Source organism: Nitratireductor sp. ZSWI3 (assembly GCF_024655565.1).
GTDB lineage: Bacteria > Pseudomonadota > Alphaproteobacteria > Rhizobiales > Rhizobiaceae > Nitratireductor.
Window position 1 is genome coordinate 1 of the sequence record NZ_JANKOF010000001.1, and the last position, 25,607, is coordinate 25,607.

Annotated in this window: 20 protein-coding genes; 8 read left to right on the forward strand and 12 right to left on the reverse strand. The window is 65.3% G+C overall.

Annotation, left to right across the window (positions count from 1 at the left end):
• Positions 1 to 99 precede the first annotated feature (99 nt).
• Together NUU27_RS00005 and NUU27_RS00010 are read right to left on the reverse strand one after the other, a co-directional pair.
• The gene (locus tag NUU27_RS00005) at positions 100 to 2,178 is read right to left on the reverse strand and encodes a hydantoinase/oxoprolinase family protein (RefSeq protein WP_257759975.1); all 2,079 of its coding nucleotides are present in this window, start codon (positions 2,176 to 2,178) and stop codon (positions 100 to 102) included.
• A gap of 28 nt (positions 2,179 to 2,206) precedes the next feature.
• A complete protein-coding gene (locus NUU27_RS00010) occupies positions 2,207 to 4,024 on the reverse strand; it encodes a hydantoinase B/oxoprolinase family protein (RefSeq protein WP_257759976.1) in 1,818 nt (605 codons plus the stop codon).
• A gap of 179 nt (positions 4,025 to 4,203) precedes the next feature.
• Between NUU27_RS00010 and NUU27_RS00015 the strand changes: the two genes are divergently transcribed.
• A complete protein-coding gene (locus NUU27_RS00015) occupies positions 4,204 to 5,157 on the forward strand; it encodes a helix-turn-helix domain-containing protein (RefSeq protein WP_257759977.1) in 954 nt (317 codons plus the stop codon).
• A gap of 40 nt (positions 5,158 to 5,197) precedes the next feature.
• Here the strand turns inward: NUU27_RS00015 and NUU27_RS00020 are convergent, their stop codons facing one another.
• The 9 genes from NUU27_RS00020 to NUU27_RS00060 all read right to left on the reverse strand — a co-directional run bounded on the left by NUU27_RS00020 (position 5,198) and on the right by NUU27_RS00060 (position 14,842).
• Entirely contained in the window at positions 5,198 to 6,259 is a 1,062-nt protein-coding gene (locus tag NUU27_RS00020) for an ABC transporter ATP-binding protein (RefSeq protein WP_257759978.1), read from the reverse strand.
• Positions 6,260 to 6,261: 2 nt separating this feature from the next.
• Complete coding sequence (locus tag NUU27_RS00025; RefSeq protein WP_257759979.1) at positions 6,262 to 7,503, reverse strand: hypothetical protein; 1,242 nt, start codon at positions 7,501 to 7,503, stop codon at positions 6,262 to 6,264.
• On the reverse strand, positions 7,500 to 8,330 hold the full coding sequence (locus tag NUU27_RS00030) for a carbohydrate ABC transporter permease (RefSeq protein WP_257760207.1): 831 nt from the start codon (positions 8,328 to 8,330) through the stop codon (positions 7,500 to 7,502). Before NUU27_RS00030 ends, NUU27_RS00025 begins: the two co-directional genes overlap by 4 nt.
• Positions 8,331 to 8,377: 47 nt before the next feature.
• Positions 8,378 to 9,265 (reverse strand): carbohydrate ABC transporter permease, encoded by an 888-nt coding sequence (locus NUU27_RS00035; protein WP_257759980.1) that lies wholly within the window; start codon positions 9,263 to 9,265, stop codon positions 8,378 to 8,380.
• Positions 9,266 to 9,391: 126 nt separating this feature from the next.
• Positions 9,392 to 10,702: an ABC transporter substrate-binding protein gene (locus NUU27_RS00040; RefSeq protein ID WP_257759981.1), complete on the reverse strand. Its 1,311-nt coding sequence runs from the start codon at positions 10,700 to 10,702 to the stop codon at positions 9,392 to 9,394.
• Between the two features lie 187 nt (positions 10,703 to 10,889).
• A complete protein-coding gene (locus tag NUU27_RS00045) occupies positions 10,890 to 12,143 on the reverse strand; it encodes a neutral/alkaline non-lysosomal ceramidase N-terminal domain-containing protein (RefSeq protein WP_257759982.1) in 1,254 nt (417 codons plus the stop codon).
• Complete coding sequence (locus NUU27_RS00050; protein ID WP_257759983.1) at positions 12,140 to 13,291, reverse strand: N-acetylglucosamine-6-phosphate deacetylase; 1,152 nt, start codon at positions 13,289 to 13,291, stop codon at positions 12,140 to 12,142. Before NUU27_RS00050 ends, NUU27_RS00045 begins: the two co-directional genes overlap by 4 nt.
• A complete protein-coding gene (locus NUU27_RS00055) occupies positions 13,288 to 14,058 on the reverse strand; it encodes a sugar isomerase domain-containing protein (RefSeq protein ID WP_257759984.1) in 771 nt (256 codons plus the stop codon). The genes NUU27_RS00050 and NUU27_RS00055 overlap by 4 nt, the downstream gene beginning before the upstream one ends.
• Positions 14,051 to 14,842, reverse strand: a complete 792-nt coding sequence (locus NUU27_RS00060; protein WP_308219944.1) for a glucosamine-6-phosphate deaminase — start codon at positions 14,840 to 14,842, stop codon at positions 14,051 to 14,053. The genes NUU27_RS00055 and NUU27_RS00060 overlap by 8 nt, the downstream gene beginning before the upstream one ends.
• A 170-nt stretch (positions 14,843 to 15,012) precedes the next feature.
• On the opposite strand from NUU27_RS00060, the gene NUU27_RS00065 reads away from it, so the two are divergent.
• The 6 genes from NUU27_RS00065 (at position 15,013) to NUU27_RS00090 (ending at position 23,232) form a co-directional block, all read left to right on the forward strand.
• A complete protein-coding gene (locus NUU27_RS00065; protein WP_257759985.1) occupies positions 15,013 to 16,014 on the forward strand; it encodes a LacI family DNA-binding transcriptional regulator in 1,002 nt (333 codons plus the stop codon).
• 162 nt (positions 16,015 to 16,176) lie between these two features.
• The gene (locus tag NUU27_RS00070; RefSeq protein ID WP_257759986.1) at positions 16,177 to 18,015 is read left to right on the forward strand and encodes an ABC transporter ATP-binding protein; all 1,839 of its coding nucleotides are present in this window, start codon (positions 16,177 to 16,179) and stop codon (positions 18,013 to 18,015) included.
• A 34-nt stretch (positions 18,016 to 18,049) separates the two neighbouring features.
• The gene (locus NUU27_RS00075) at positions 18,050 to 19,582 is read left to right on the forward strand and encodes an ABC transporter substrate-binding protein (RefSeq protein WP_257759987.1); all 1,533 of its coding nucleotides are present in this window, start codon (positions 18,050 to 18,052) and stop codon (positions 19,580 to 19,582) included.
• A gap of 114 nt (positions 19,583 to 19,696) precedes the next feature.
• On the forward strand, positions 19,697 to 20,620 hold the full coding sequence (locus NUU27_RS00080; protein ID WP_257760209.1) for an ABC transporter permease: 924 nt from the start codon (positions 19,697 to 19,699) through the stop codon (positions 20,618 to 20,620).
• Positions 20,621 to 20,632: 12 nt separating this feature from the next.
• Complete coding sequence (locus NUU27_RS00085; protein ID WP_374565077.1) at positions 20,633 to 21,481, forward strand: ABC transporter permease; 849 nt, start codon at positions 20,633 to 20,635, stop codon at positions 21,479 to 21,481.
• Positions 21,478 to 23,232 carry a peptidase M14 gene (locus NUU27_RS00090; RefSeq protein ID WP_257759989.1) on the forward strand — a complete coding sequence of 585 codons (1,755 nt, stop codon included), beginning with the start codon at positions 21,478 to 21,480 and terminating at the stop codon, positions 23,230 to 23,232. Before NUU27_RS00085 ends, NUU27_RS00090 begins: the two co-directional genes overlap by 4 nt.
• A 7-nt stretch (positions 23,233 to 23,239) precedes the next feature.
• Here the strand turns inward: NUU27_RS00090 and NUU27_RS00095 are convergent, their stop codons facing one another.
• Positions 23,240 to 24,151: a LysR family transcriptional regulator gene (locus NUU27_RS00095; RefSeq protein WP_257759990.1), complete on the reverse strand. Its 912-nt coding sequence runs from the start codon at positions 24,149 to 24,151 to the stop codon at positions 23,240 to 23,242.
• Positions 24,152 to 24,401: 250 nt separating this feature from the next.
• Between NUU27_RS00095 and NUU27_RS00100 the strand changes: the two genes are divergently transcribed.
• Complete coding sequence (locus NUU27_RS00100; RefSeq protein WP_257759991.1) at positions 24,402 to 25,607, forward strand: ABC transporter substrate-binding protein; 1,206 nt, start codon at positions 24,402 to 24,404, stop codon at positions 25,605 to 25,607.

The following is a 25,607-nucleotide window of genomic DNA, read 5'->3' on the forward strand; positions in this document are numbered from 1 at the left end:
GGCTTCCTTCTCCCCGCATGCGGGGAGAAGGTCCCGGCAGGGGGATGAGGGGCCGGCGCCTCCTCTCGCTTCATCGTTTCGCGGAAAGGCTGCTCCGCCCTATCGTTGCGCCGAGATCACGTAAGACCCGCTTTCGTGCAGCTCCGCCGTCCAGCCGGGTTCCACCACGATCGTCGTCGTCACTTCCTCGATGATGGCCGGCCCCTCGATGCGGTCGCCGGCGCCGAGCTTGCGGCCGTCATAGACCGGAGTGCGGGTGCGCTCGCCTTCACGGGAGAAGATCGCCATGCGGGTGCCCTTCAGGGCACCATCTGATCCGCTGCCTGAGGAAAGGCGGGCGTCGCTCGGCTTGTCGACGATGCCGTAGAGCGTGCTTTCGATGTTCACCACCTCCACCGTGTTCTTCGGCTCGCTGTAGGTGTAGAGCTGCTCGTGCCGGCGGTGGAAGGCGTCCTTCAGCCGTTCGACCGTCTGCGCGTCGATGTCGAACGTGTCCACGTCCACCGTGCATTCATGCACCTGCCCGACATAGCGCATGTCGAGACTGCGCTTGATGCGGATGCGCTCATCGGCAAAGCCGTCCCTGTGGAGATGCTCGCGGCCCTCCTGCTCGATCTGGCGGAAGAGGGCATTCACCCGCTCATAGGCCTCCTCATTGTCGAGGCGCACGGGGCAGGTGGCCATGTGGTTGTATTTCACGTCGGAGATGATCTGCCCGAAGGCGCACAGGCCCGAGGCGAGCTTCGGCACGATGATGCGGTTGATGCCCATCTCGCGGGCGATGGCCGTGATATGGGCTCCCGTCGCCCCGCCCGCGCAGACCAAGACGAAGTCGCGCGGGTCGTAGCCACGCTCGATGGAGACGCGGCGGATGCCGTTGACCATGTTGGCGTTGACGATGGTGAACATGCCATAGGCGGCCTTTTCGAGGCTGAGCCCGAGCGGCTCGGCGATCCTGCCGCGGATGGCTTCCTCTGCCTTGATCTTGTCCAGCGGCAGCCGCCCGCCGACGAGCCCGTCCGGGTTGAGATAGCCGAGCACCAGGTTCACATCCGTCGTGGTCGGCTCGGCCCCACCCCGTCCGTAGCAGGCGGGACCGGGATCGGAGCCAGCGCTCTGCGGTCCGACCTGCAAAAGGCCCATATCGTCGATCCAGCCGATCGAGCCGCCGCCGGCGCCCAGCGTCTCCACCTGGATCATCGGCACTCCGATCCGGTAGCGCAGGAAGTCTATGTTCTTGTTGAGGTTGGTGACGCCCTCGTAGGTCAGCGTGATGTCGAAAGAGGTGCCCCCCATGTCGACGGTGATGACGTTCTTCTCGTCGAAGGGCTCGGTCACGTGCAGCCCGGCGCGCGGCGCGGAGGCCGGCCCGGAATTAATGGCATAGACCGAGCGGTCGGCCACCACATCGCCCGTGGCGAGCCCGCCATTCGACTGGAAATAGCGCACCGGCGCTCGGGCTCCGAGCGATCGGAAATAGGCGTCGACGGCGGTCACGTAGCGCTTCAGGATCGGCGCCAGATAGGCATTGGTGATGGCCGTCGATGTGCGGGTGTATTCGCGCACCTGCGGATAGAGCTCCGAGCCGATGGTGACCAGCGCATCGGGCATCATCTCGCGCACGATCTCCGCTGCGCGCTTTTCGTGGTCGGGGTAGAGCACGGACCAGACGAAGGAGATCGCGACCGTCTCGATGCCTTCTTCGATGAAGGTCCGGCAGGCCGCCCGCACATCCTCTTCTTCCATGGGGGTGCGCACCGTGCCGTTCGACAACACGCGCTCGCGCACGCCCTTGCGCAGATTGCGCGGCACCAGCATCACCGCCGGCGGATATTCCGCGTCATAGCGATAGCCGTCTTCCTTGTGGCCGTTGCGGATCTCGATGGAATCCTCGTGCCCCGCCGTGCAGATCAGCCCGGTGCGCGCCCCCTTGTGCTGGATCAGCGCGTTGAGGCCGACCGTCGTGCCGTTGATGCACAGGTCGCAATTGGGGATGATCTCCTCCAGCGCCACGCCCAAATCCTCGGCGATCAGCGCCAGCCCGTTGCGGATGGCAAGGGTCGGGTCTGCGGGCGTGGAAAGCGTCTTGTAGAGCCGGCTTCCGCCGGCCTGTTCCGCCAGGACGAAATCGGTGAAGGTGCCGCCGGCATCGATGCCGAGCCTGTATTTGCTGTTCATGGTCTTGTCCTCGAATTTGAGGAAGGGATCAGGCCGCGCGCAGCTTGCGCGTCGCCTCCAGATCGACCTTCAGGGTCTTTTCGTCCTCGATCACGACGCCGTAGTCCCGCCGGGCGCCCTCCAGCGAGACGAGCCCCAGCCTGATGTCGGCGACCACCTTCTCGACCGGCCGTTTCCTGGGGTCTCCATAGCCGCCGCCGCCGGGGTTCATGTTGGTCACGGTCTCGCCCGGCTTGATAACGCCGATCGTGTTGTTGCGGATGGTCTCCACCTTGCCGTCGCGCTTGAGGTCGAGCCGGCCGACCTTGGTTTCGGTCATTTCCGATAGCGCGCCGGCCGCCCCGAGGGCGGGAATGCGGCGCCCTTCGCCGAACATGATGAAGGTCATCTCGCTGTCGAGCGGCTCCACCTCCCAGGCGGTGCCGGACCCGCCACGATAGAGTCCCGCGCCGCCGCTGTCGGTCATCAGCGAGTAGCGGTGGATGACGATCGGGTAGGAATGTTCGAGCAGTTCCACATCGCCCGAGGTCAGCGCGCCGAAACAGCATTCAGGCCCGCAGGCGTGCCAGCCGTCCTGTTGCGGTGTCGCGCCGGCGCCCGAGATGATGGTGGCGAGAACCATCGTCACATATTCCTCGTCGTGGCGCTTGTCCCAGCCGGCGATGTTGAGGCCGTTGGCGTGTCCCCAGGAGGCGGCGACCTTCGAGGGCATGGCCTTTTCGAAGGCGAGGCGCACGGCGTCGGTCAGGGTTTCCATGGGCGTTGTCGTGCAGTTCATGTGCGGCGCCGGTTCTCTGGCGTTGCACAGCGTGCCCTTCGGTCCCATGTTCACGCTCACGCAACGATAGAGCCCTTCATTGTAGGGCGGCGGGAGCTGGGCGAACATCATCAGGCCGAGATAGACACCGGAATAGGAATTGCCCTCATAGGAGTTGATGAAATAGGGCACCTGCGGCGGGCTCGAGATCTCGATATGGCAATTGTCGTCCTCGATGGTGACTTTCGCCGTGATGTCGAAATCGCCGAAGCCGTGCCCGGCATCCTCCAGAACGGCCGTGCCTTCATAGGTGCCGTCGGGCACCGAGCGGATCAGCGTGCGCATCTGCCGCTCCGCCATCACCAGAAGCTCCTCGATGCAGGCGTCCACCTGCTCCTTGCCGTATTTGTCGAGCATGCGGATGAGATTGCGCTCACCCACCTGGCAGGCGCCGATCAGCGCGTTGAAATCGCCCTCCTGGTCGCGGCGCGCGCGCATGTTGGTCAGGAGCAGGTTGAGCACGTCGTTGCGCGGCTTGCCCTTGTCCCAGATCTTGACCGGCGGAATGCGCAGGCATTCGGCGTAGATTTCCTTGGCATCGGGATTGTAGCCGGCCGGCACCGGCCCGCCGATGTCGGTCAGGTGCCCCTTGCACACCGTCCAGTATACGAGCTCGCCCTTGTAGAAGACGGGCTTGTACATGCAGGTGTCGATGGCGTGGCTGCCGCCATAGGCGGGGTCGTTGTGCAGGATCAGGTCGCCCTCGTGGATGTCGTCGCCGAAATAGGCCGACACCACCTTCATTGCCGGGATGAGCGAGCCCAGATGGATCGGGATGTCCTGCCCCTGCAGGATCATCTCCGGCGTCGCGTTGAAGAGCGCCGTCGAATAGTCATGCGCCAGGTTGAAGACGCTCGAGCGCGCCGTCTTCTCCAGCGACAGCGTCATCTCGCGCTGCGTGGTCTCGAGAATACCGCGCACCACCGAGAGTGTGATGGGATCGACCTCAGCCCGTTTCGCTGCGGCCGGTTTTCCGACGAAATGTTCCATCCTCATGCCTTTCGTCGACGGACGGGATCCGCCCTGCATGCACGGGCCTCCTCCATGCCGTCTCGTTCTCCTTCTGGTTCCTGCGGCACTGTAGGAACGCCATGGGATGCGTGTCTTTGCGTGTGAGTGCGGGATATTTTGTCTTCGAGCGCACAACGGTCTGCAGCCGTTTGTGCCGGTGTCCGCTCTGGCGTATCCTCACCGTGGGAGATTGCTGGATGAGGACGCTGATTTCGACAGGCGGTGTTGATCCGACAAATCGCAGTGTGCACTGGCACCAGGCGATCGCGCAGGCCTATTTTCCGCTCGACCTGCACTTCAAGGAGCCGGAACGCTTCGGCGGGCGGCTCGAAGAGTGGACGCTCGGCGGCGTGTCGCTGTCACGCCTGCGATCGGAGGCGCTGTCCTACCACCGTCTGCCGAGGCACCTTGCCTGTGACGAGCAGGAGCATCTCCTGATCACCATACCCATGCGCGCGGAAGTCTATTTCGCCCAGTCGGGGCGGGAGGTCCATTGCCGCCCCGGCGGCTACATCATCGAGCGCAGTCATGAACCCTATGAGTTCAGCTACGCCGAACGTGCCGATCTCTGGGTGATGAAAGTGGAGGCCGGTGCGCTTGGCGGCCGCATACGCGCCCCCGATCGCTTCTGCGGCATGCAGTTCAATGCGGCGGGCGGCATCTCCGGCCTGTTCGTCGACATGCTGCACCACATTCCCGAACGCTTCGATGCGATGAATGTGGAAGCGCGCGAAGCGGTCGGGCTGCAACTGGTGGACCTTTTGGCGCTGTCCATCCACTCCGACGAGCGCACGCTGACCTCCGGAACCTCATCGGTGCGCGCGGCGCATCTGAGCCGCGTCGAGCATTTCGTTCGCGCCAACCTGTCCCGGCGCGAACTCGATCCCGACCTCATCGCACGCTGCTGCGGAATCTCCGTGCGGTATCTGCACGAGCTCTTCCGCGACACCGACCGCACGCTCGGCCAGTGGATCCGCGACATGCGGATCGAAGCCGTGAAGGAGGATCTGCGCGCACCCGGTACCCGGCTTTCCGTTGCGGAGATATGCTTCCGCCGCGGTTTTGGAGACGTCGCGCATTTCTCGCGCCTGTTCAAGCAGCAGGTTGGCTGCTCGCCCGGCGAATACCGCCGGCAGAAGGCGCTGATCTAGCCCGCATTCAGGCGGTGCCGAGGGCGGGTGGCAAAACGCTCTACCCGAGACGGCGGCCCGTTTCGGCATCGAACAGATGGGCCTTGTCGGCCATCGCCCGCAGGTGAATCACGTCGCCGGTCCGCACTGCAACGCGATCGCGTATCTGCGCGGCGATGGCTTGTTCGCCGATGCGGGCCTGGATGAAGGTCTCCGAACCGGTCGGCTCCACACTGGTCGCCACCGCCTCGAAGCCGTCCGTTCCCTGAACCAGGTGAAGATGCTCCGGCCGGATGCCGTAGGTCACCCGACCGCTAGCCGGCACGCTGCCTGCAAAAGGCAGCCGCATGCCGTTGCCGACGCTGACCGAGCGCATGTCTTCGCAAAGCGCGCCGTCGAGCAGGTTCATCGCCGGCGAACCGATGAAGCTGGCGACGAACGTGTTGTTCGGCCGGTCATAAAGATCGAGCGGAGCGCCCACCTGCTCGACGATGCCGTCGCGCATCACCACGATGCGGTCGGCCATGGTCATCGCCTCGATCTGATCATGCGTGACATAGATGGTCGTGGTCTTCAGACGGGCGTGAATGTCCTTCAGCTCGGCACGCATCTGCACACGCAGCTTGGCGTCGAGATTGCTCAGCGGTTCGTCGAACAGGAAGACCTGCGGGCTGCGCACGATGGCCCGGCCCATGGCGACGCGCTGGCGCTGGCCGCCCGAAAGCTGGCGTGGGTAGCGATCCAGGTAGTCGGCGAGCCCCAGGATCGCGGCGACTTCGCGCACGCGCTTGTCGACCTCGTCCTTCGGCCGCCTGGCGAGCCGCAGCGAGAAGCCCATGTTCTCGGCGATGGTCATGTGCGGATAGAGCGCGTAGTTCTGGAACACCATGGCGATGTCGCGATGCTTCGGTTCCACATCGTTGATCACCCGGCCGCCGATGCTGATGGTGCCGCCGCTGATGTCCTCGAGGCCGGCGATCATGCGCAGCAGCGTGGACTTGCCGCAGCCGGAAGGCCCGACGAGAACCACGAAGGCGCCATCCGGCACGTCGACGGACACGCCTTTGATGGTCTCGAGTTGCCCATAGGACTTGCGGACGTCCTGAATGTCGACGGATGCCATTTCTACCTCTCGGCGTGGACGGAATGAGCGGGAGACGCGGCCTCCGCGACGTGCAATGCGCCGAGCAGGCTGAGCCCGGTGTGGTAGCCCGGGTCGAGATCGGGCGTCGCCGGCACATGGTCGACGGGGCCGTCTGCCGTACGGGTCTGGTAGGCGAGAGGTGGCTCGCCGCGCCAATAGTGGCGGAAGAAGGCCGCATCGGCACGCTGCCAGATGGACAGGCTTTCGGGGTTGCCCGTGGCGGCGTGGGCAAGGGCCGCGGCGCGCACCGTCTCGGGCAACGACCACCACGGACGGTATGGGCTGATCGCCGCGCCCGTCGAAACGGAAACCGCAAGGTTCAGCCCCGTCTCGTGAAAGCCGGCGTTGAAGGAGGCGATCAGGATGCGCTCGAGCTGCGCGACGAGCGATCCCTTGCGCCAGGGCGACAGATGCTCCAGCGCGAAGCCTGCGAACTCGATCCCGTGCCCGACATTGCAGGCGTCCCCGCCCGGTTCGTTGCGAAGCAGCGACGTGGCGGGGTCGAGATGGCGGTCGAGCACGTGGTCGATGAAGCGGCCGGCAAATCCGGTGTGCTCGTGAAGGTCGAGACGCCCGAGCAGGCCGGCGGCACCGAGGAGGATCATGCGCGGTCCGAAGTCGTCGGGCTGCCGCCGCAATCCGTCGCCGCCGAGCCTTGCCTGCTCATCGATCTGGAAACGTCCATCCTCGATGGCTTCGATCACGGCGGCGAGATAGGCAAGATGCCGGGGAAGCTCCTCCGGCGCATAGCGGGCGGCGGCGGCGATGAGGCCCTTGGCCGCGAACGCGTCGGAATAGGTGAAGATGTCGCCGGCCGCATCCTGCGACGCCACTTCGCCGCCGGGCCCGGCGCGGACGGGTGCCAGGTCGGCGTCATGGCGGAAATAGACATGGCCGTCGACACGCCGCAGGTCCTGCAGCAGCACATAGAGCCGCCGGCCGGCGTGATCGAGCCGCTGCGTCAGGGCGGGATCGCGGCTGGCGAAGAAGGCGGCGTGGGTGGCAAGCGCTTCCAGCCCGCGTCCCTGAATCCATCCATAGGTGTAGGAGGGCCCGCGCAATCCGTCGGCTTCCTCGTAGTCGACGAGCGTCAGGCTGTTCATCTTGGTGTTGAGGAAGCCCGGCCCGAGCGGCGGCCTGTCCAGCATCCAGCGCAAGGTCGCCGCGTTCGCATCGCGATAGCGGGCGGCGGCCTCCCGGAAAAAGGCTGCGGCGGCGCTCATTCCTTCAGGCCCGTGCTGGCGACGCCCTGCACGAAGTTGCGGCGCAGGATGACGAAGAGGGTGATGGACGGCACGAGCACCGCTGCCGAAGCAGCGCTGAGACGTCCCAGATCGACCGTGAAGCCGGTCTGGAACAATGCCAGCCCGACCTCGATCGTGTAGCTCTCGCGGGTGGTGGTGACGATCATCGGCCAGGCGAACGAGGTCCAGGCCTGAAAGAAGGCGAGCACGGCAAGCGCGCCCAGCGCGCCGCGCAGCAGCGGCAGGACGATGCGCCAGAAGATCCACAATTCGCCCGCACCGTCGATGCGCGCCGCTTCGAGGAGTTCGTCGGGGATCGAATGCATCACGTTCTGTCGTATCAGGAAGATGCCGAAGCTCATCACCAGGTAGCCGAGCAGCAGGCCCCAGATCGAGTTCAGGATGCCGAGCATCTGCGCCTGGAAATAGAGCGGGATCATATAGACCTCGAACGGCACGATGGCCGTGGCGAGAATCAGGATGAAGATGATGTTGAGCGAGCGGAAGCGGAACTTCGCCAGCACATAGCCGGCGATCGCCGAGGTGGCGACGATGGCCACCATCGACAGGCTGGCGAAGGCTATGCTGTTGAAGATCCAGCGCGGCAGCGGCGTGTCGGCGAGAACCGAACGGAAGTTCTCCAGCGTCGGATCGGACGGGATGATGCGCGGCGGCCAGGAGAGCATTTCCTGCGGCGTCTTGAACGCGTTGGACACCAGGAACACCAGAGGCAGGATCATCAGCAGCGAAAACCCGAACAGAAAGACGTCGATGCACAGATCGATCAGCTTTCCGTGCGTTTTCATCCGCCCGCCCGACTTTGCCGAAGCCTGCCGGCTCATGGCTGCATCCGTCATGACCGACCCTTCTCGCGCAATAGGCCGAACTGGATCAGCGTCAGCACCAGCACAATGGCGAGCAACACCACGGCCTCGGACGCTGCATAGCCGACGCGATAGTTGCGGAAGCTGTTTTCCAGCATGTCGAGCACCAGCACGCGCACCTGCCGGCCGGGAGCCCCTTGCGAATCCGATGCCAGGACGAAGGCCTGGGCATAGACATTGAAGGCGGAGATCAGCGTGACCACCGAGACGTAGAGCGTGATCGGCTTCAGGAGCGGCACCGAGACATGCCAGAAGCGCTGGATTCCGGAAGCGCCGTCGAGCTTGGCCGCCTCGAACAGCGAGACCGGCAGGTTCTTGAAACCGACGAGGTAGATGAGCACGGCATAGCCGAGCGCCTGCCAAGAGCACAGCACGATGATGCAGATCACCGACAGGACCGGATCGAACAGCCAGGCCTGGGCCGGGATGCCGAACATTTGAAGCAGTGCGTTGAGGGGGCCGAGCTTGGCATCGAAGATCCATTTCCACGCCATCGCCGCCGGCACCAGCGACACCACATGCGGTATGAAGACCGAGGTCTCATAGAACCCGGCAAAGCGGGAGCGCGTGCGGTGATGGATCAGCGCCGCGATCACCAGTGCCGTGGGAATGGTGACGATCAGGACGCCGAAGGCGATGATCGAGGTGTTGACCAGCGCGGTGAGGAAGAGCTGATCCTGGAACAGTTCGCGGAAATTGGCGAGCCCGATGAACGGCTTGTTCTTCGACAGGATGTTCCATTCATGCAGGCTGAGCCTCAGCGTCTCGGCGATCGGATACATGCGCACCCAGGCGAAGATCGCCAGGGTCGGCAGGATCGCAAGGATCGCAAAGCGCCATCGTTTCCGCTGCAGCATTCTGCCCCCGTTCGCAGATTCAAGGACTTACAGCCTCCTTTATGCGTCCGGAGGGACGCACGGCGCTGTAAAGGTCGTGACCGGAGCGGCCCACTGCCGCCCCGGCCATCGTCAAAAAGGCAAAGCCTATTCCGCGAGCAGGCCCTCGCGCTTCAGGATAGTGTTGGTCTCCTCGGCCGCTTTGGCAAGGAAGGCATCGATCGCCGCGTCGTCATCGGCGAGTGAGGGATTGCCATAGGCATTGGTGAGTTGGGCCGCGAGACGCGTCAGGACCTCCTCGATCGGACCGATCGCCGGCAGCGTGAAGAATGCATAGTCTTCCGGATAATCGACGAAGGCGCCGTAGGCGGGAACCTTGTCGGTGACCACCGTGTAGTCGACGCCGGAACGGTTCGGCAGCCAGCCGACATTGTCGAGAAGCCAGACCAGGTTCTCGGCTTCGTTGGCGGCCTGCGTGAAGGCCCAGGCCGCCTCCGCATCGTCGCCCTCGACTGCATTGACATAGAGGTTGGTCGGCAGGCCGATCGAGCCGCGCGGCAATGGCGCGGTGGCGTATTTCAGGTCCGGCGCCTTGGCGGCGATGTCGGCGATCACCCAGGACTCGCGGATGAACATGGCCGTCTGGCCACGTTCGAAGGCTTCCGCGTCGGCGGGCATTTCCGGGGTCACGGTCTTCAGCACGTGGACGTTCTGAAGATACTGGTTGAGCGTCTTGCGACCGGCTTCATTGGCATAGTTGGCACGCCATTTGCCGTTGCCGTCGGGCTCGATCACCGAGCCGCCATACTGGAACAGGTTGATCCAGAACTTTTCGGCGATCCCCTGGCCGCCTCCGGACAGACGGAGGCTCCAGCCCGACACCGTCGGGTTCCCGTTCGCATCGCGCTGCGTCAGCTTATCCGCATAGGCGGTGTATTCCTCCATCGTCTTCGGCGGCTCCTTGAGGCCTGCCGCCTCGAACATGTCGAGATTGTAGAACAGCGAGCCCTGGCCACGGAAAAGCGGCACCCCATAGACCGTGCCGTCCCTGCTTGCGGCCTCGACGAAGAAGCTTCCGAAATTGGCTTCGTCGGAGACAAAGTCCGAGACGGCCTGCGGAGCGGCCGGCAGCAGCTCGTTTTCGATGTAGCGGCTGGCGGTGGAGCCGGCGAGCTCGATCACCGTGACGCCGGCCGAGCCGGAGGTCAGCCCGAGAGCGATGCGCTTTTCATGCTCGCGCAGCGCGATCGCTTCCACATTCACCTTCAGATCGGGATAGGCGTCCTTCATGGAAGCTGCGACATGCTCGTAGAACGGGGCCATCTCCGGATAACCGCTCCACACGGTGATGGTCTGGGCGGACGCCGCCGCAGGGATCATGAAGGCAGCGGCTGTCAGCGCCAGCGCCGCGCGTCTTGCTGCCGTGAAATGGAGGAGGTCGGGCCTGTGCGCTCTCATCTTGTGTTCTCCCTGTTGGACGTGAGCTGTCGGTGGATGTGTTCCCTGTTGAAAATCTGCCATGCAACCGGTTGCGCGTCAAGTAAAGCGGACGTCTCGTTGCCGGCATGTAATCCTCTTCCGAAGGCGTCCGACACCGCGCCGGCGCGACGTCGGTGACGGTTTGCCGGGTGGCCGCCGGCCTTTTTCAGGCTCCCCGTTCGGCGAGGAGCAGCCTGGCAGTCTCCGCGAGCCTTTCGGCGCAGCCGGGGGCAAAGGTGGCCGCCTGCCCGTAATAACGATGCGCTTCGTCCACCTCGTAGCCGCCGAACGCATATTCTTCCAAAGGCGGTATGTAGCCGGGATTGTCTTCGGCAAAGCCGGTGATGAAGATGTCGCGACGACCGGCGGCGGCGCGGATCGAAAGCGCGGTGGACGCAAAGATCTCGCCCGGCAGGCCGAGCACCGGCAGGCCACCCCAGTCGAGCAGGGACACGCGCGCCGGCAGGGGCGGGGCGCTCTGCCGGGCGATGGTTTCGGCCCATTCCACCCAGCAGCGCAGAAGCGCCGCCCGGGCGGGATCGGCGTCGGCGCATTGCCGGCGCCAGGTTTCGGCCAACATAGCCGGCCGCTCGCGTTCACGCCGCTCGAAGGGCAGTTCCAGTGTCGCTTCGCGGGCCGCGGTATGGTCGGCAAGCCGGATTTCCGGCGCCCGGAGCGCGACCGCCGCTATCCGGCCGCCGATTCGTTCGGCCGCCGCGAAACTGCGCTCGGGATTGGCACTCAGCGACACCGAGGCCTGGGCGCTGTGACCGGTGTTCACGTCGCCGACGCAACCGGTGACGAACACCGCCGTCGCGCCGGGATGGGCCGCTTCGAGGGCCGTGCGCACGAAATGCGGATAATCGGCGGTCCACAGCCTGTTGTCGGCGCCCAGCACCACCGGATGGCAGGCATAGCCCACCATCAGCGCGAAAATGTTGCCGGCCTCGTCGCGGATGCGCAGCAGCGGCACCGCGCCGTCGACCGGGCCGTCCGGATGGCGCCGGTTGCGGCCGACCTCGGGATCCGGGCCGAGCCCGACGGTCATCATCGCCGGCCGCCGGCGGGCGACGGCCAGGTCTATGGCCTCGACGCAAGCGTCTTCGAACTGTTCGAGATAGGCGGCATCCGCGGCGATGCTCAGGCGGTCGCTCATGGAGACAGGGCCACCATGGGTGTGCGTCGCGCTGACGATCACATTCGTGTCGGGCAGGCGGCAGCGGCTGCGGATGCGGGCGCTCATGTCCGCCTGCAGGCCGATCACGTCCGCAACGGCGATGGCGGTGTCTCCAACCGCCAGGGCGCGCACGGTGAGCCGGTCGTGGGCACCCGTCGCCGCTGCCGTCCGGGCGGCGAACCCGGACATGGCCAGGCCCGGAGGCGGCGTGATGTCGACGGTGGCGACGCCGGCCGGGATCATGCGCGAAAGACCTCCTCGCCGGCGATCCAGGCGGCCTCGAGGCTCAACGGACCGCTGTCCCCGGGAACCGAAAAGCGAATGAGGTCGGCGGGCTCTCCGACGGCAAGGAGGCAGGTCCTGCCGATGAAGGCGCCGGGATTTGCCGTTGCAAGCCTGAGCGCCTGCGGCAGGGAAAGGCCGGCCATGCGCATGGCGATGGGGATGTCGGCGATGAGGGGCAGGCCCGCGCCGGCAAGATAGGATGTGCCGGCGATCCCGATACGGCCGTCGGCGCGGACCTCGACCTGGCCGCCGATCGCCTGGCTGTAGAGGCCGGCAGGCATGCCGGCCAGCGCCACGCTGTCGGAAACGAGCACGGAACGGTCGAGCCCCTTGGCGCGGAGCATGGATTTGAACGTGTCGGCGGGCAGGTGGTGGCCATCGGCAATGAATGTCGCGGTCAGGCGGTCGTCGGCGAGCTGGGCCCAGATGAGGTTGGGATGCCGCGGCAGCTGAGCCGAGACCCCGTTGCCGAGATGCGTGGAAAGGTCGGCGCCCGCTGCCGCCGCGGCGTGGATCTCGGCCGCGGTCGCGGCAGAATGGCCGAGCGCCACATGGACGCCTTGCGCCGTCACGGCACGGATGAAATCCGGCGCACCGGCATGTTCGGGCGCCAGGGTGACAAGACGCACCAGATTGCCGCTGGCCTTTTGCCAGCCGGCGAACTCTTCGAGCGAAGGGGGGCGGACATGACGGTCCGGATGCGCGCCGCGCGGGCCGTCTTCATGGGCGATGGCAGGACCTTCCATGTGAACGCCCGGGATCATGCGGGCGCAGAGCGGGTCTGCCGCGCGCGCAGCGGCAATCGCGGAAAGCGCGTCGAGGAGAGCCTCCTGCGATGCGGTGATCAGCGTCGGCAGATAGGCCGCGACGCCGAGGCTGGCCAACATGCGGCTGAGCTTCGAGACGCTGTCAGCAAGAAGCCGCCCGTCGTTGAGATCGATGCCCGCATAGCCATTGACCTGAAGGTCGACCAGACCGGGTGAGAGAAAGGCCCCGTCGTCGCAGGCCGCCTCTTCGATGGCGACGATGCGACCGTCATGCACGGCAACGGCAAGGCCTCTTCCGGAGGCCGGGTCGATGCCGGCGATGACGGTCTCATCGGTCACAGGGCGCGCACCCGGTTTCTGAAGCGCGCGATGAAACGGCTATTGGCCTCGTCGCCGCCGGGCGCATTGCCGCTGCGCCAGACCGGCGGTTCGACCCCGCGCTCCATGAGCTTGGCAACGGTCCGGATGACCAGGCAGTTGAGGGCGAAGGCGTTGGCGAAGGTGGAGATCGCTGCGATGCTTTCACCCATGCCCGGCACTTTCACCACGGCGTCGCCGACGGGCACCTTGGTGTCAATCGCGATGTCGACCACGTCGTGAAGGTTGTGCTTGCCGGGATGGCGGGCGGGATGGTCGGCAGTGGTGCTCTCGGCGTGCTGGCGCGAGCTGACGCCGATCAGGAAGACGTCCCGCGAGCGCGCCTCGAGGGCGGCGTCGATCAGCGCGGCGTTGATCCCGTAGGCATTGGCAAGGATCAGCAGATCCCGGTCGCCGAGCTGCGCATTGGAGATGACGATCCGGCCGTAACCCGGCGTTCGTTCGATCGCCATCGAACGCAGCGCGCCGTTCGACAGCAGGGTCCCCTCGTCGAGAATGGCGCTGACATGCATCAGCCCGCCGGCGCGGAAGAAGACCTCCTGGCTTGCAAGATTCGAATGCCCGCCGGGGCCGAAGACGTGGACGAGCCGGTCGGCTTCGATCTGCTCTGCAAGGCGATCGGCGGCGGCATCGAGGGGATCGCGTTCCTCGATCAGGATGCGATTCATCAGGGCCTGTGTTTCGGCAAGGTATCCCGAACACAACGCGTCGGCGTCGATTTCAGGCATCGGGGTCGGCCTCCTCGTCGAGATAGAGGGTGCAGTCGGCATGCCGGCGCAGGATACTCGCCGGGCAGGCGGTTGTCGTCGGCCCGTGCAGCGCCTGCCGGACTGCTTCCTTCTTGTGCGCGCCGGGCACGATGCAGAACAGCCGATCCGCCCGCAGCAGCCTCGGAATGGTCAGCGTCAGCGCGCTGCGCGGCACATCGTCCAGGCTTTCGAACCCGCCGTCGTCGAACTGCTGCCGGCGGCAGACGGCGTCCAGCTCCACCTCCTTGACGTCGAGCGGGTCGTCGAAATCGGCGATCGGCGGATCGTTGAAGGCGATGTGCCCGTTGACACCGATGCCGAGGCAGACGAAGTCGATCGGCGCCTCGTCGAGCAGCGCCGCATAGCGCCGGGCTTCGGCCTTGGGTGCCGCGCCGGGATCGATGCGGTGCACGGCCCTGAAGGGAAGGTCGTGGAAGAGATGCCGGTCGAGCCAGTTGGCGAAGCGCTGCGGCGCCTCGGGCGCAAGACCGATGAACTCGTCCATGTGAAACGCCGTCACGCGCGACCAGTCTATGCCGGCAGTCGAGCGCAGCTGATCGATCATCGAGGATTGGCTGGGTGCCGAGGCGAAGATCATCCGGATGCCGTCACGGTCCTGAAGGCGCGCGGTCATCGCTTCCGCGACTGCGGAAGCTGCGGCGGCGCCCATGTCCCGGCTGGTCGCAAAGGTCTCAACCAGCAGCTTGTCGACGCGTCGTGTGGAGAGCGGGGCGATCGGACGGGTGGCTTGCGCGTGCGGCAATGGGAGACTCCGGAATTGTGCTGGAGCGGACGCTTCCGCCGCGACCAGGGGTGGTATCGAGCCATGCGCACTATTGCGTGCAACCGGTTGCATGTCAACCGGTTGCCTGGGCCTGCGGCGCGGTGCATTCTGGCGCGGCAAAGGAACGGCTGAGGCGGCGAGGCAGGGTTTTGGCAGCGGAGCGCAGGGGCGGAGTGACGATCAGCCAGGTGGCGGAGGCAGCGGGCGTTGCCCGCTCCAGCGTATCGCGCGCCTACACCCGGCCGCACATGCTGAGCCCTGAAACCGTCGAGCGCATCAAGATGGCGGCCGAGCGGCTGGGATATGTGCCGAACCACACCGCGCGCGCGCTCAGCACCGGCCGGCACGGCAATGTGGCGCTGATCGTCCCCGATGTCGCCAACCCCTTCTTTCCGCCGATGATCCGCGCCGCACAGGTGGAAGCGGACCGCTCGGACTTCTGCGTCTTTCTTGGCAATTCGGACGAGGACCCGGAAAAGGAAGACAAGCTGCTCGGCCGTTTCGCGGGGCAGGTGGAAGGCATAATCCTCGCCTCGCCGCGCCTTTCCGACGAGCGGATTGTCGCCCATGCGGCCCTGCGCCCGCTGGTGCTCATAAACCGCAACGTGGAGGGCATCCCGCGTGTCCTGATCGACAGCGGGACGGGCATCGGCGAAGCGACGGCCCATCTTGCCGAACTCGGCCACAGGAACATCGTCTATGTCAGTGGTCCCTCGACGTCGTGGTCGAACAAGCAGCGCCGGGCCGCGGTGCGCAAGGCGGCGGGCGAGCGCGGGCTGGATCTGAGCTTCGTCTCGGCGTCCGTGCCGAGCTTCGAGGCGGGGCTGCAGGCGGTCGACGCCATTCTCGCCAAGGGCGCCTCGGCGGCGATCGCCTTCGACGACGTCACCGCGCAGGGCATCCTGGCCGGGCTGGCGGCGCGGGGGATCGGCGTGCCGAAGGATTTTTCGGTGGTCGGCTGCGACGATGCGCTCGGACCGCTGACGGTGCCGGCGCTGACCACGGTCTCGAGCCGCTCGGTCGAAGCCGGCAAGCTCGCCGTCTCGCTGCTTATGGAGATGCTGCAGTCGCAGGCGCTCCGCGATGCGTCCTACGTCCTCGAGACGCACCTCATCGTGCGGGGTACGACTGGTCGCGCGCCCGGTCAATGATAATTTATTGACAAAATATGCAGAAAAGTTTTCTTTGGGAAAATTGTTGCTCTTGAGGCGCTGAAATCCGCTTTTTGCCGGGCTCCTCCCCGTTCGTGGAGGGCGGCGAAATGCCGAGGGCGATCGGATCGTTCGGCGCTGCCCCTTCTGATGGGAGACCCTATGCCGCAATCCGGGCAGGACTCGTTGCTTGATGTGCGTTCCCTCGCCGTCCGCTTCGGCAGCAACCGGGTTGTCGACGGCCTGAGCTTCAGCGTCGCACCGGGTCGCACCCTCGCCATCGTCGGCGAGTCGGGTTCGGGAAAATCGGTCACCTCCCTGTCGATCATGCGGTTGATCGACCACATGAACGGCACGATCGCCGAGGGCGAGATCCGCTTCAATGCGGGCAATGGCAGCACCGATCTTGCGCAGGCATCCGTCGAGACCATGCGAAAGGTGCGCGGCAAGGAGATCGCCATGATCTTCCAGGAGCCGATGACCTCGCTGAACCCGGTCTTCACCATCGGCGAGCAGATCGCCGAAGTCCTGATGCTGCACGAGGGGACGTCGAAGAGAAAGGCGCTCGAGCAGGCCGGCGATCTTCTGGAAATGGTGCGTCTGCCGGATGCGCGCGCACTGCTGTCGCGCTATCCGCACCAGTTGTCGGGCGGCATGCGCCAAAGGGTCATGATCGCCATGGCGCTGGCCTGCAAGCCGAAGCTCTTGATCGCAGACGAGCCGACCACCGCGCTCGACGTGACGATCCAGGCGCAGATCCTGTCCATCATCCGCGACCTGCAGAAGAAGCTCGGCATGGCCGTGATCTTCATCACGCACGACATGGGTGTGGTCGCCGAGATCGCCGACGACGTCGTCGTCATGTGGCAAGGCAGGAAGGTCGAGGAAGGCCCCGTCGAGGATGTCTTCGCCAGGCCGAAGCACGCCTACACCCGGACCCTGTTGTCGGCCGTGCCGACGCTCGGCTCCATGCGGGGCGAGAAATATCCGAAGAGGCTCCCCGTCGCCGTGATGGACGGCGAAACGCCGCGCCTCGTCGGCGAGGAGCACGTGCAGGACACGGCGCGCTACGACGGCGCGCCGCTGCTCAGCCTGCGCGATCTCGAAACCCGTTTCGACATCAAGAAGGGCTTCTTCGGCGGCGTCACGCACCGGGTCCATGCGGTGGAGAAGGTCAGCCTCGACATATGGCCGGGCGAAACGCTGTCGCTGGTCGGCGAATCCGGTTCGGGCAAATCCACCATCGGCCGCACGATCCAGCAGCTCCAGGCGGCCACCGGGGGCGAGGTCGTCTTCGAAGGCAAGGCGGTTTCAGCCATGTCGGCTGCCGAGCGTCACAGCCTGCGCCAGAAGGTCCAGTACGTCTTCCAGGACCCCTTCGCCTCGCTCGACCCGCGCCGCACGGTGGGATTCTCCATCGCCGAGCCGATCGTCACCCATCGCCTGATCGATGGGGCCGCCGCCACCCGGAAGCGCGTGCACCAACTGCTGGAGCGGGTCGGCCTGAAGGCCGAGCACGCGCGGCGCTACCCGCACGAATTCTCGGGCGGTCAGCGCCAGCGCATCTGCATCGCCCGCGCGCTCGCATCCCGCCCGAAGCTGATCATCGCCGACGAGGCCCTGTCGGCGCTCGACGTGTCGGTGCAGGCGCAGATCATCAACCTGATGATGGAGCTGCAGGCGGACGAGGGCCTCTCCTACCTGTTCATCAGCCACGATATGGCGGTGGTCGAGAAGGTGAGCCACCGGGTGGCGGTGCTCTATCTCGGCCAGGTGGTCGAGGCGGGGTCGCGCGAAGCCGTTTTCGAGCGGGCGAGGCATCCCTATACGCGAAAATTGCTGTCGGCCGTACCGGTCGCCGATCCGACGCGCCGGCCGGAGCGGCCGATGCTGGAAGGCGAGATACCAAGCCCGGTGCGGCGGGTCGGCGACGAGCCGAAAATCCAGCCCCTGGTCGCCATCGCGCCCGATCACATGATCGCGCAGGACGCAGCCGGCTGATGACGGAACATCCAATTTCAAACGGAGGACATCCATGAAGAAGTTAAGCAGAACCAGCGGCGTGGCGCTTGCCGTCCTGCTGGCGGCATTGCCGTTCGGGGCAGGCGCGGCGAAGGCGGCCGGCACGCTCACCATTTCCTCGCCGCAGGACCCGGGCAGCTGGGATCCGATCGACACCTTCCTGGTCAACTGGTCCTCGGTCGCCACCAACATCTACGACGGCCTCGTCTACCGTGGTCCCGACCTGAAGATCGTCCCGGCGCTCGCCACCGAATGGGAGGTGCTGGACGAGGGCAAGCGCCTGCGTTTCAAGCTGCGCGAGGGCGTGACGTTCCACAATGGCGAGGCGTTCAACGCCGAGGCGGTGAAGTTCACCTTCGAGCGTCTTCTGGGCGAGGAAGGCAAGAAGGGCCCGCAGCGCTCCAACTATGCCGTCATCGACAAGGTCGACATCATCGACGACTTCACCGTCGACCTGATCCTCAAGCAGCCGGACCCGGTGCTGATCACCAAGCTTGCTGGCTACGGTGCGATGATCGTGCCGCCGAAATATGTCAGCGAGAACGCCGAGGACTTCGTCAACGCACATCCGGTGGGCACTGGCCCCTTCAAGATGGCCTCCTATGAGCCCAAGGTGGGGGTGAAGCTGGAAGCCTTCGCCGACCATTGGGGCGGGGCGCCGAAGCTCGACGCGGTCGAATACCGCTTCATCTCCGAGCCGGCCACGGCGGTTGCCGAACTCCAGGCGGGGCGTGTCGACATCGTCATCCCGCCGACCATCCCGATCTCCATGGTTCCGACCATCGAGGCCGACGGCAAGCTGGAAGTGCGCAGCGTGACGAGCCCGACCGTCTATGCGTTGCGCTTCAACACCGGCAGCGGCATCACCGCCGACGAGCGGGTGCGCAAGGCGATGATCATGGCGGTGGACCGCAAGGCGATCATCGATGCCGTGCTCGGCGGGCAGGCCCAGCAGATCGCCAGCTTCCAGTCCGAGCTGTCCTTCGGCTACGATCCGAAGATGGAGCCGCTTCCCTTCGATCCGGCCAAGGCCAAGGAGCTTTTAGAGGAGGCGGGCGTCGCCGCCGGTGCGCCGGTGCAGATCGACATCCGCGGCAACGACGCGACGTTCGGCGAGGTGACCCAGGCGGTCGCGAGCTACCTTCAGATGGTCGGCCTCACCGCGACGATCAAGCCGTATGAGACGAACGTCCTGCTCAACGACATCATCCCGCAGGGCAAGACCGGCGCGATGTTCCAGCAGAGCTGGGGCGGCTGGACCCTCGACTACGACAACACCGCCTATCTGATGTACCACACGGGCGAGCGCTGGAACCCGTATGACAGCGACAAGGAACTCGATGCCCTGCTGGAATCGCAGCGTTCGATGACGGATACGGCGGCGCGTGAGAAGGTGCTGCAGCAGATCGCCGAATACGCGGCGAACCGCGCTCTCGAAATGCCGCTCTACAACCTCAACGCTCTCTACGGCGTCAACAAGCGGGTGAAGAACTTCGTCGCTCCGCCCGACAGCCGCATGCGCCTCAACGAGGTCACCGTCGAGTAGCAGGCGCCGATGAAAACGGGGGGCGGCATCTCCATCGCCATCCCCCGCTCTCGCAAACCGAGCGGCCGCATCGACCCGGCACGCGGCGCGCTCGGACGTTTTCCGGAGGCTCTGGTGGCCAGTTTTCTTCTCAAGCGCATCCTGCAGGCGGTGTTCGTCGTCATCGTCGTCACCCTGACGGTTTCGTTCGCCATCCGGCTGACGGGCGATCCGGCCCTCATGCTGTCGCAGGGCGCCGGCAGCGTGACGGAGGAGGATCTGGCGAACATCCGCGAGGCGCTGAGGCTCAACGAACCCTTCATCGTTCAGTACTGGGGCTTCGTCAAAGGCCTGTTCACCGGCGATTTCGGCCGCAGCTTTCTCGGCGGCACGTCGGTCTCGCTGCTCATCTCCAAGGCGCTTCCGGCGACGCTGGCGCTGGCGCTGTCCTCCATGCTGGTCTCGATCGCGATCTCGATCCCGCTCGGCATCCACGCCGCCGTGCACAAGGGCAAGGCGGCGGATCAGGTGATCCGGATCCTGTCGCTGGTCGGTCTCTCCTTCCCGAATTTCTGGCTCGCCATCATGCTGGTGCTGGTGTTCTCGGTGATGCTGCAGTGGCTGCCGCCATCGGGCATGAGCGGCCTTTCGAGCTTCGTCATGCCGGCCGTCACCATGGGCATCATCCTGACGGCCACGAATGTGCGCCTCGTCCGCACGGCGATGCTGGAGACGCTGCGCTCGCAATACATCCAGGTGGCGCGCGCCAAGGGTCTCAGCGAGACGACGGTGCTCTACAAGCACGCCTTGCGGAACTGTGCCATTCCGCTGATCACCTATTTCGGCCTGCAGTTCGGCGGCCTGCTGGGCGGCATCGTCGTCATCGAGCGCGTCTTCAACTGGCCCGGTCTCGGCACGCTGGCCTTCGACGCGGTGGCCGGTCGTGATTATCCCGTCCTGCAGGCGGTCATCAGCGTGCTGTCGCTTCTGATCATCGGCATCAATCTGCTGGTCGACATCGCCTACGGTCTCGTCGATCCGCGCATCCGCACCCGCTAGAAGGACGCGATGATGACACAGGCTGCCGCGCGGCTGCGCCACTTCAAGAACATCGAGTTCATCCTCGGCATCGTCCTTGCCGGCACGATGACGCTGGCTGTGCTCCTGTCGCCGCTGCTGTTTCCCGACGGCGGCGAGCAGATCAACCTGGCGGCCCGGCTGACCAGACCGTTCACCGACTGGCATCACCTCCTGGGAACGGACCCCCTGGGGCGCGACGTTCTGGCCCGCGTCGTGACCGGCGGCAGGATTTCGCTGCTCGTGGGCTTCGCCTCCGTCGCCGGCGCCGTGGTCGTCGGCGTGGTGATGGGCCTGGTGTCCGGTTACTATCGCGGCTTCTGGGACATGCTGGTGATGCGCTTTGCCGACGTACAGCTGGCACTGCCCTTCATTCTGCTCGCCATCACCTTCATCGCCATCGTCGGCGGCGGGCTCGGCAACACCATCATCCTGCTGATTGTGTCGCAATGGGTGCAGTATGCACGCCTCGTGCGCGGCTCGGTCCTGTCGCTCAACGACCGCGAGTTCATTCATGCCGCCAAGGCGATCGGCGTGCCCGACATCAAGATCCTGTTCCAGCATCTCCTGCCCAATCTGGCAGGGCCGGTGGTGGTGCTGATGACGCTCAACGTCGCCACGAACATTCTGCTTGAGAGTTCGCTGACCTTCCTCGGTCTCGGCGTCGACCCGACGATCCCGAGCTGGGGAGGCATGCTGGCCGACGGGCGCACCTATCTGCAGAACGCCTGGTGGGTCAGCGTCTTCCCGGGCCTTGCCATTCTCTTCACCGTGCTCGGCCTGAACCTTCTCGGCGACTGGCTGCGCGATCTTCTCGACCCGACCGGACGCACCGAAGCATGACCGTCATTCTCGATAAGACCTTCGAAAGAACACTGGACCGCCTGGTCGCCGACCATGCCGTCGAAGCCTGGCGCGGAGCGCGCCTTGAAGCCTGGCTGTTCGAGGACGCCGAAAGCAGACGCGGCGCCGAGCAAAGGTTTGCGAAGGCCGGCATCGCCGCCAGGCTGCACAGCGCCTACAAGCCGCTCGTTCATTTCTTCCTGGAAGAGGAGGGGGCTTCGGGGCCGTTCGAGCGCATCGAGATCACCTATCCGGTGAACGAGGCGGCGGTCGAACAGCGCTTCCTGCTGGAAGCCTATCCTCTGGCCGGGATGCTCGGCGATGCCGAACTCTCCTTCGTGCCGGGGGCTCCTGGCGATCGATGCGAATATGCCGTGCGCGCGAGGCGGCCGGACGGCACGGACTTCCACCGCACCGTCTTTGCGCCCAACCGGCTGGCGCCGGACCATGTCGGCGAGAAGCCGCTGTCTCCCTGCGGCTGGCTGCGCATCAGCCATCCCGATGGTCGCAGTGTGGATGAGGCGCTTGAAACCGAGTACGAGGCCCTGTTCCACGAGGCGCTGCGGGCGGTTTCCGATCACCGCTGGGGGGCTGAGGAGCCGCTCTTCGAGACGCTGCACGTCGCCGTTTCCCTTCCGGGATCCGATCGCGCCCTGCCGGTGGGCGAAGAGGCGATCAGCCTGCACGAGGCGCTGCACGAGGAGTTTTACTTCTCGTTGCTCGAGCTGTTCCAGAAGAGGTCGGGCCGGCCGCTGGGATCGCGGGGATTGCAGCCCGGCCAGATCGTCCCCGAGATCGCGGCAAGCGAAGGAGCGGTGACCCTTCGCATCGAAACCCGGCCGCTTTCATCCGAAGACGCCGCATGGCCGCGGCAGGATCTCCATCGGGCGCAGGCGCCGTTCGGCGTCGCGCAGATCGACGAGGTTCTCGGGGAGATCGGCGGCGAAGCCTACAGCGTGAAATCCCGCGCCGGCCGCGACGTTCCGGCGCGCTATGTGCGCGGCACCGATCACCCCATCATGCTGAGCGGCGGCCAGCATCCCAACGAGGTCTCCGGCATCGCCGGTGCGTTGCGCGGCGCCAGGTTGCTTGCCGACCGCCCCAACGCTCACTTTGCGGTTTCGCCGCTGGAAAATCCGGATGGATATGCGCTGCACTGGCGCCTGTGCCGGAGCCAGCCGCGCCATATGCACCATGCGGCCCGCTACACCGCGTTGGGCGACGACCTCGAATACCGCGAGGCTGAGCCGCTCCACGAAAAGGGCATCCGCCGCGAGAGCCACGCACGAACCGGCGCCCTGCTGCATGTCAATCTGCACGGTTACCCTTCCCATGAGTGGACCCGCCCGCTGACCGGCTACATACCGCGCGGCTTCGAGATGTGGACCGTCCCGAAGGGGTTTTTCCTGATCGGGCGCCACAAGAAGGGATGGGCGGAGCAAACCCGCGCGGTGCTGGAAGCGGTGACGCTCGCACTCGGTGCGATCCCCGGCCTGCTTGCCTTCAACGAGCGGCAGATCCGCCTCTACGAGGTGCATGCCGGCGCGCTGCAGTTCGAGGTGCTGAACGGCTTTCCCTGCACCGTTTCGGAAGACGATCGACACACGGCTCCGATGATGCTGATCACCGAATATCCCGACGAGACGATCTACGGCGAGGCCTTTGCCCTTGCCCATGAAGCGCAGGCGCGGACGGTTCTTGCCGCCTATGACGCCCTGCAGGCGATCATGGCCGGGACGGAGACCGCCTGAACCATCGTCACTCGAGCAGAACCTGCCCGTGAAAGTCGTCCTCGGCCTTCCTGGCCTCGGTCTTGATGAAGTCCGTCAGCATGCGAATGCGCGGCGCGGTCGCCATGTCCTGATGCGCTATGCACCAGTAGTAGCGTTCCAGATGCACCTCTTTCGGGATCACCGGTATCAGGTCGGGATAATGGCGCGCCATGAAATGCGGCATCACGCAAAGGCCCAGCCCCTTGCGCGTCGCCGCAAGCTGCGCGTGAATGCTCGAGCTCTGATAGAAGGCGCGCGCGCCCGGCAGGATTTCCCGATGGTAATCGAGCCCGGGCGTGAAGATCATGTCCTCGATGTAGCCGATGATGCGGTGGCCCGACAAATCCGCCTTGCGCCGCACCGGCGGGTGGCGCTCGAGATAGTCGCGCGTTCCGTAGAGGAAAAGGCGGTAGAGCGTGATCTTTTCGTAATGGTGCGAGCCGGTTCGGGTGGTCGACAGCGTCACCGACATGTCCGCCTCACGGCGCGACAGCGAAACGATCTGCTGGATGATCAGAAGCTCGATCGAGAGACCGGGAAGCGATTGGGCGAGGCCCGGCAGGCGGTCGGCCAGGAAAAAATTGCCGAACCCCTCGAGCGTGCTGATTCGCACCACGCCGCTCACCGGCGTCGTGCCGCCGGCCACCTCGCTCTCCACGCTGGAAGCTTCGCGCTCGACGGCTTCGGCGCGCTCGACCAGCTTTTCCCCCGCAGCCGTGAGAACATAGCCGCGCGGGTTGCGCTCGAAGAGCTTGGCGGCGAGCGCCTGCTCCAGCCGGTCGATGCGCCGCGACACCGTGGCATGGTTGGTTCTCAGCTTGCGCGCTGCCGCAGAAAGTTGCCCCGTTCTGGCGACGGCCAGGAAAAACTGCAGGTCGTCCCAGGAAAATGGTCGCATGGGTCTGTACGTTTTTGCACCGAGTTTGTGCGAAAATAAATGGTTGTGTGCAGAAAGGTCAATGCTATGACTCTGACCATGATCGCGCATGGGAAGGGAGACCCGTTTTGCGCGGGTCTCGCCGCAACATCTCGTGCGTCGATTGATCCTGTTGGGGGGAGCACCGAGGAGAGTTCACTCGCCTGCAGGCAGGAAACAGCACCGCGCGCGCTGTCGCGTACCATGCGGTTCACCATAGGGAGGACGGACAATGAGATTACTCACTCTTATATCCACTGCGCTGATGGCTTCTGCGGCACTGCCGGCCATGGCGCAGGTTTCCGACGACGTCGTCAAGATCGGCATCTTGAACGATCAGTCGGGCGTCTACGCGGATTTCGGTGGAAAATGGTCCTATGAAGCGGCCAGGATGGCTGTCGAGGATTATGGCGGCAAGGTCCTCGACAAGCCGGTCGAGGTGATCACCGCCGACCACCAGAACAAGCCGGACATCGCTTCCAACATCGCTCGCCAGTGGTACGACACCGAGCAGGTGGATGCGATCATGGAACTGACCACCTCGTCGGTGGCGCTGGCCGTGCAGGGCATCTCCACCGAAAAGAAGAAGATCGACATCGTGACCGGCGCCGCGACGACGGCGCTGACCGGCGAGCAGTGTTCCCCTTACGGGTTCCACTGGGCCTATGACACGCATGCGCTCGCCGTCGGCACCGGCGGCGCACTGGTGGAACAGGGCGGCGATACCTGGTTCTTCCTGACCGCCGACTATGCGTTCGGCTATTCGCTGGAGGAAGAGACCGGCAACTTCGCCAAGTCGAAGGGCGGTGAGGTGGTCGGAGCCGTGCGTCATCCGCTGGCGACGACGGATTTCTCCTCCTTCCTGCTGCAGGCTCAGGCTTCGGGCGCCAAGGTGATCGGCCTGGCCAATGCCGGCCTCGACACGGCGAACGCCATCAAGCAGGCCGCTGAATTCGGCATCGTCGCGGGCGGCCAGCGCATGGCGGCCTTGCTGTTCACCCTTGCCGAAGTGCACGGTCTCGGCCTGGAGGCCGCGCAGGGGCTGACGCTGACGGAAGGCTTCTACTGGGACCGCAACGACGAGTCGCGCGAGTTCGCCCGCCGCTACTTCGAGCGCACGAAGCGCATGCCGAACATGGTGCAGGCGGGCACGTATTCGGCCGTCACGCAGTACCTCAAGGCGATCGAGAAGGCCGGCACGGATGAGACCGAGGCGGTTGCCAAGCAGCTTCACGAAATGCCCGTCAACGACCTCTTCGCCGAGAACGGCAAGGTCGGAGCAAACGGCCGCATGATCCATGACATGTACCTCATGGAGGTGAAGACGCCGGACGAGAGCAAGGAGCCCTGGGACTATTACAAGGTTCTGGCGACCATCCCCGGCGATGAAGCCTATATCAAGCCGTCCGAGAGCGGTTGCCCACTGGTCACGCAGTGA

Coding starts and splice junctions, on each gene's coding strand:
- NUU27_RS00005 (WP_257759975.1), bottom strand. CDS start 2,178: ATGAACAGCAAATACAGGCTCGGCATCGATGCCGGCGGCACCTTCACC.
- NUU27_RS00010 (WP_257759976.1), bottom strand. CDS start 4,024: ATGCAGGGCGGATCCCGTCCGTCGACGAAAGGCATGAGGATGGAACAT.
- NUU27_RS00015 (WP_257759977.1), top strand. CDS start 4,204: ATGAGGACGCTGATTTCGACAGGCGGTGTTGATCCGACAAATCGCAGT.
- NUU27_RS00020 (WP_257759978.1), bottom strand. CDS start 6,259: ATGGCATCCGTCGACATTCAGGACGTCCGCAAGTCCTATGGGCAACTC.
- NUU27_RS00025 (WP_257759979.1), bottom strand. CDS start 7,503: ATGAGCGCCGCCGCAGCCTTTTTCCGGGAGGCCGCCGCCCGCTATCGC.
- NUU27_RS00030 (WP_257760207.1), bottom strand. CDS start 8,330: ATGAAAACGCACGGAAAGCTGATCGATCTGTGCATCGACGTCTTTCTG.
- NUU27_RS00035 (WP_257759980.1), bottom strand. CDS start 9,265: ATGCTGCAGCGGAAACGATGGCGCTTTGCGATCCTTGCGATCCTGCCG.
- NUU27_RS00040 (WP_257759981.1), bottom strand. CDS start 10,702: ATGAGAGCGCACAGGCCCGACCTCCTCCATTTCACGGCAGCAAGACGC.
- NUU27_RS00045 (WP_257759982.1), bottom strand. CDS start 12,143: ATGATCCCGGCCGGCGTCGCCACCGTCGACATCACGCCGCCTCCGGGC.
- NUU27_RS00055 (WP_257759984.1), bottom strand. CDS start 14,058: ATGCCTGAAATCGACGCCGACGCGTTGTGTTCGGGATACCTTGCCGAA.
- NUU27_RS00070 (WP_257759986.1), top strand. CDS start 16,177: ATGCCGCAATCCGGGCAGGACTCGTTGCTTGATGTGCGTTCCCTCGCC.
- NUU27_RS00075 (WP_257759987.1), top strand. CDS start 18,050: ATGAAGAAGTTAAGCAGAACCAGCGGCGTGGCGCTTGCCGTCCTGCTG.
- NUU27_RS00085 (WP_374565077.1), top strand. CDS start 20,633: ATGACACAGGCTGCCGCGCGGCTGCGCCACTTCAAGAACATCGAGTTC.
- NUU27_RS00090 (WP_257759989.1), top strand. CDS start 21,478: ATGACCGTCATTCTCGATAAGACCTTCGAAAGAACACTGGACCGCCTG.
- NUU27_RS00095 (WP_257759990.1), bottom strand. CDS start 24,151: ATGCGACCATTTTCCTGGGACGACCTGCAGTTTTTCCTGGCCGTCGCC.
- NUU27_RS00100 (WP_257759991.1), top strand. CDS start 24,402: ATGAGATTACTCACTCTTATATCCACTGCGCTGATGGCTTCTGCGGCA.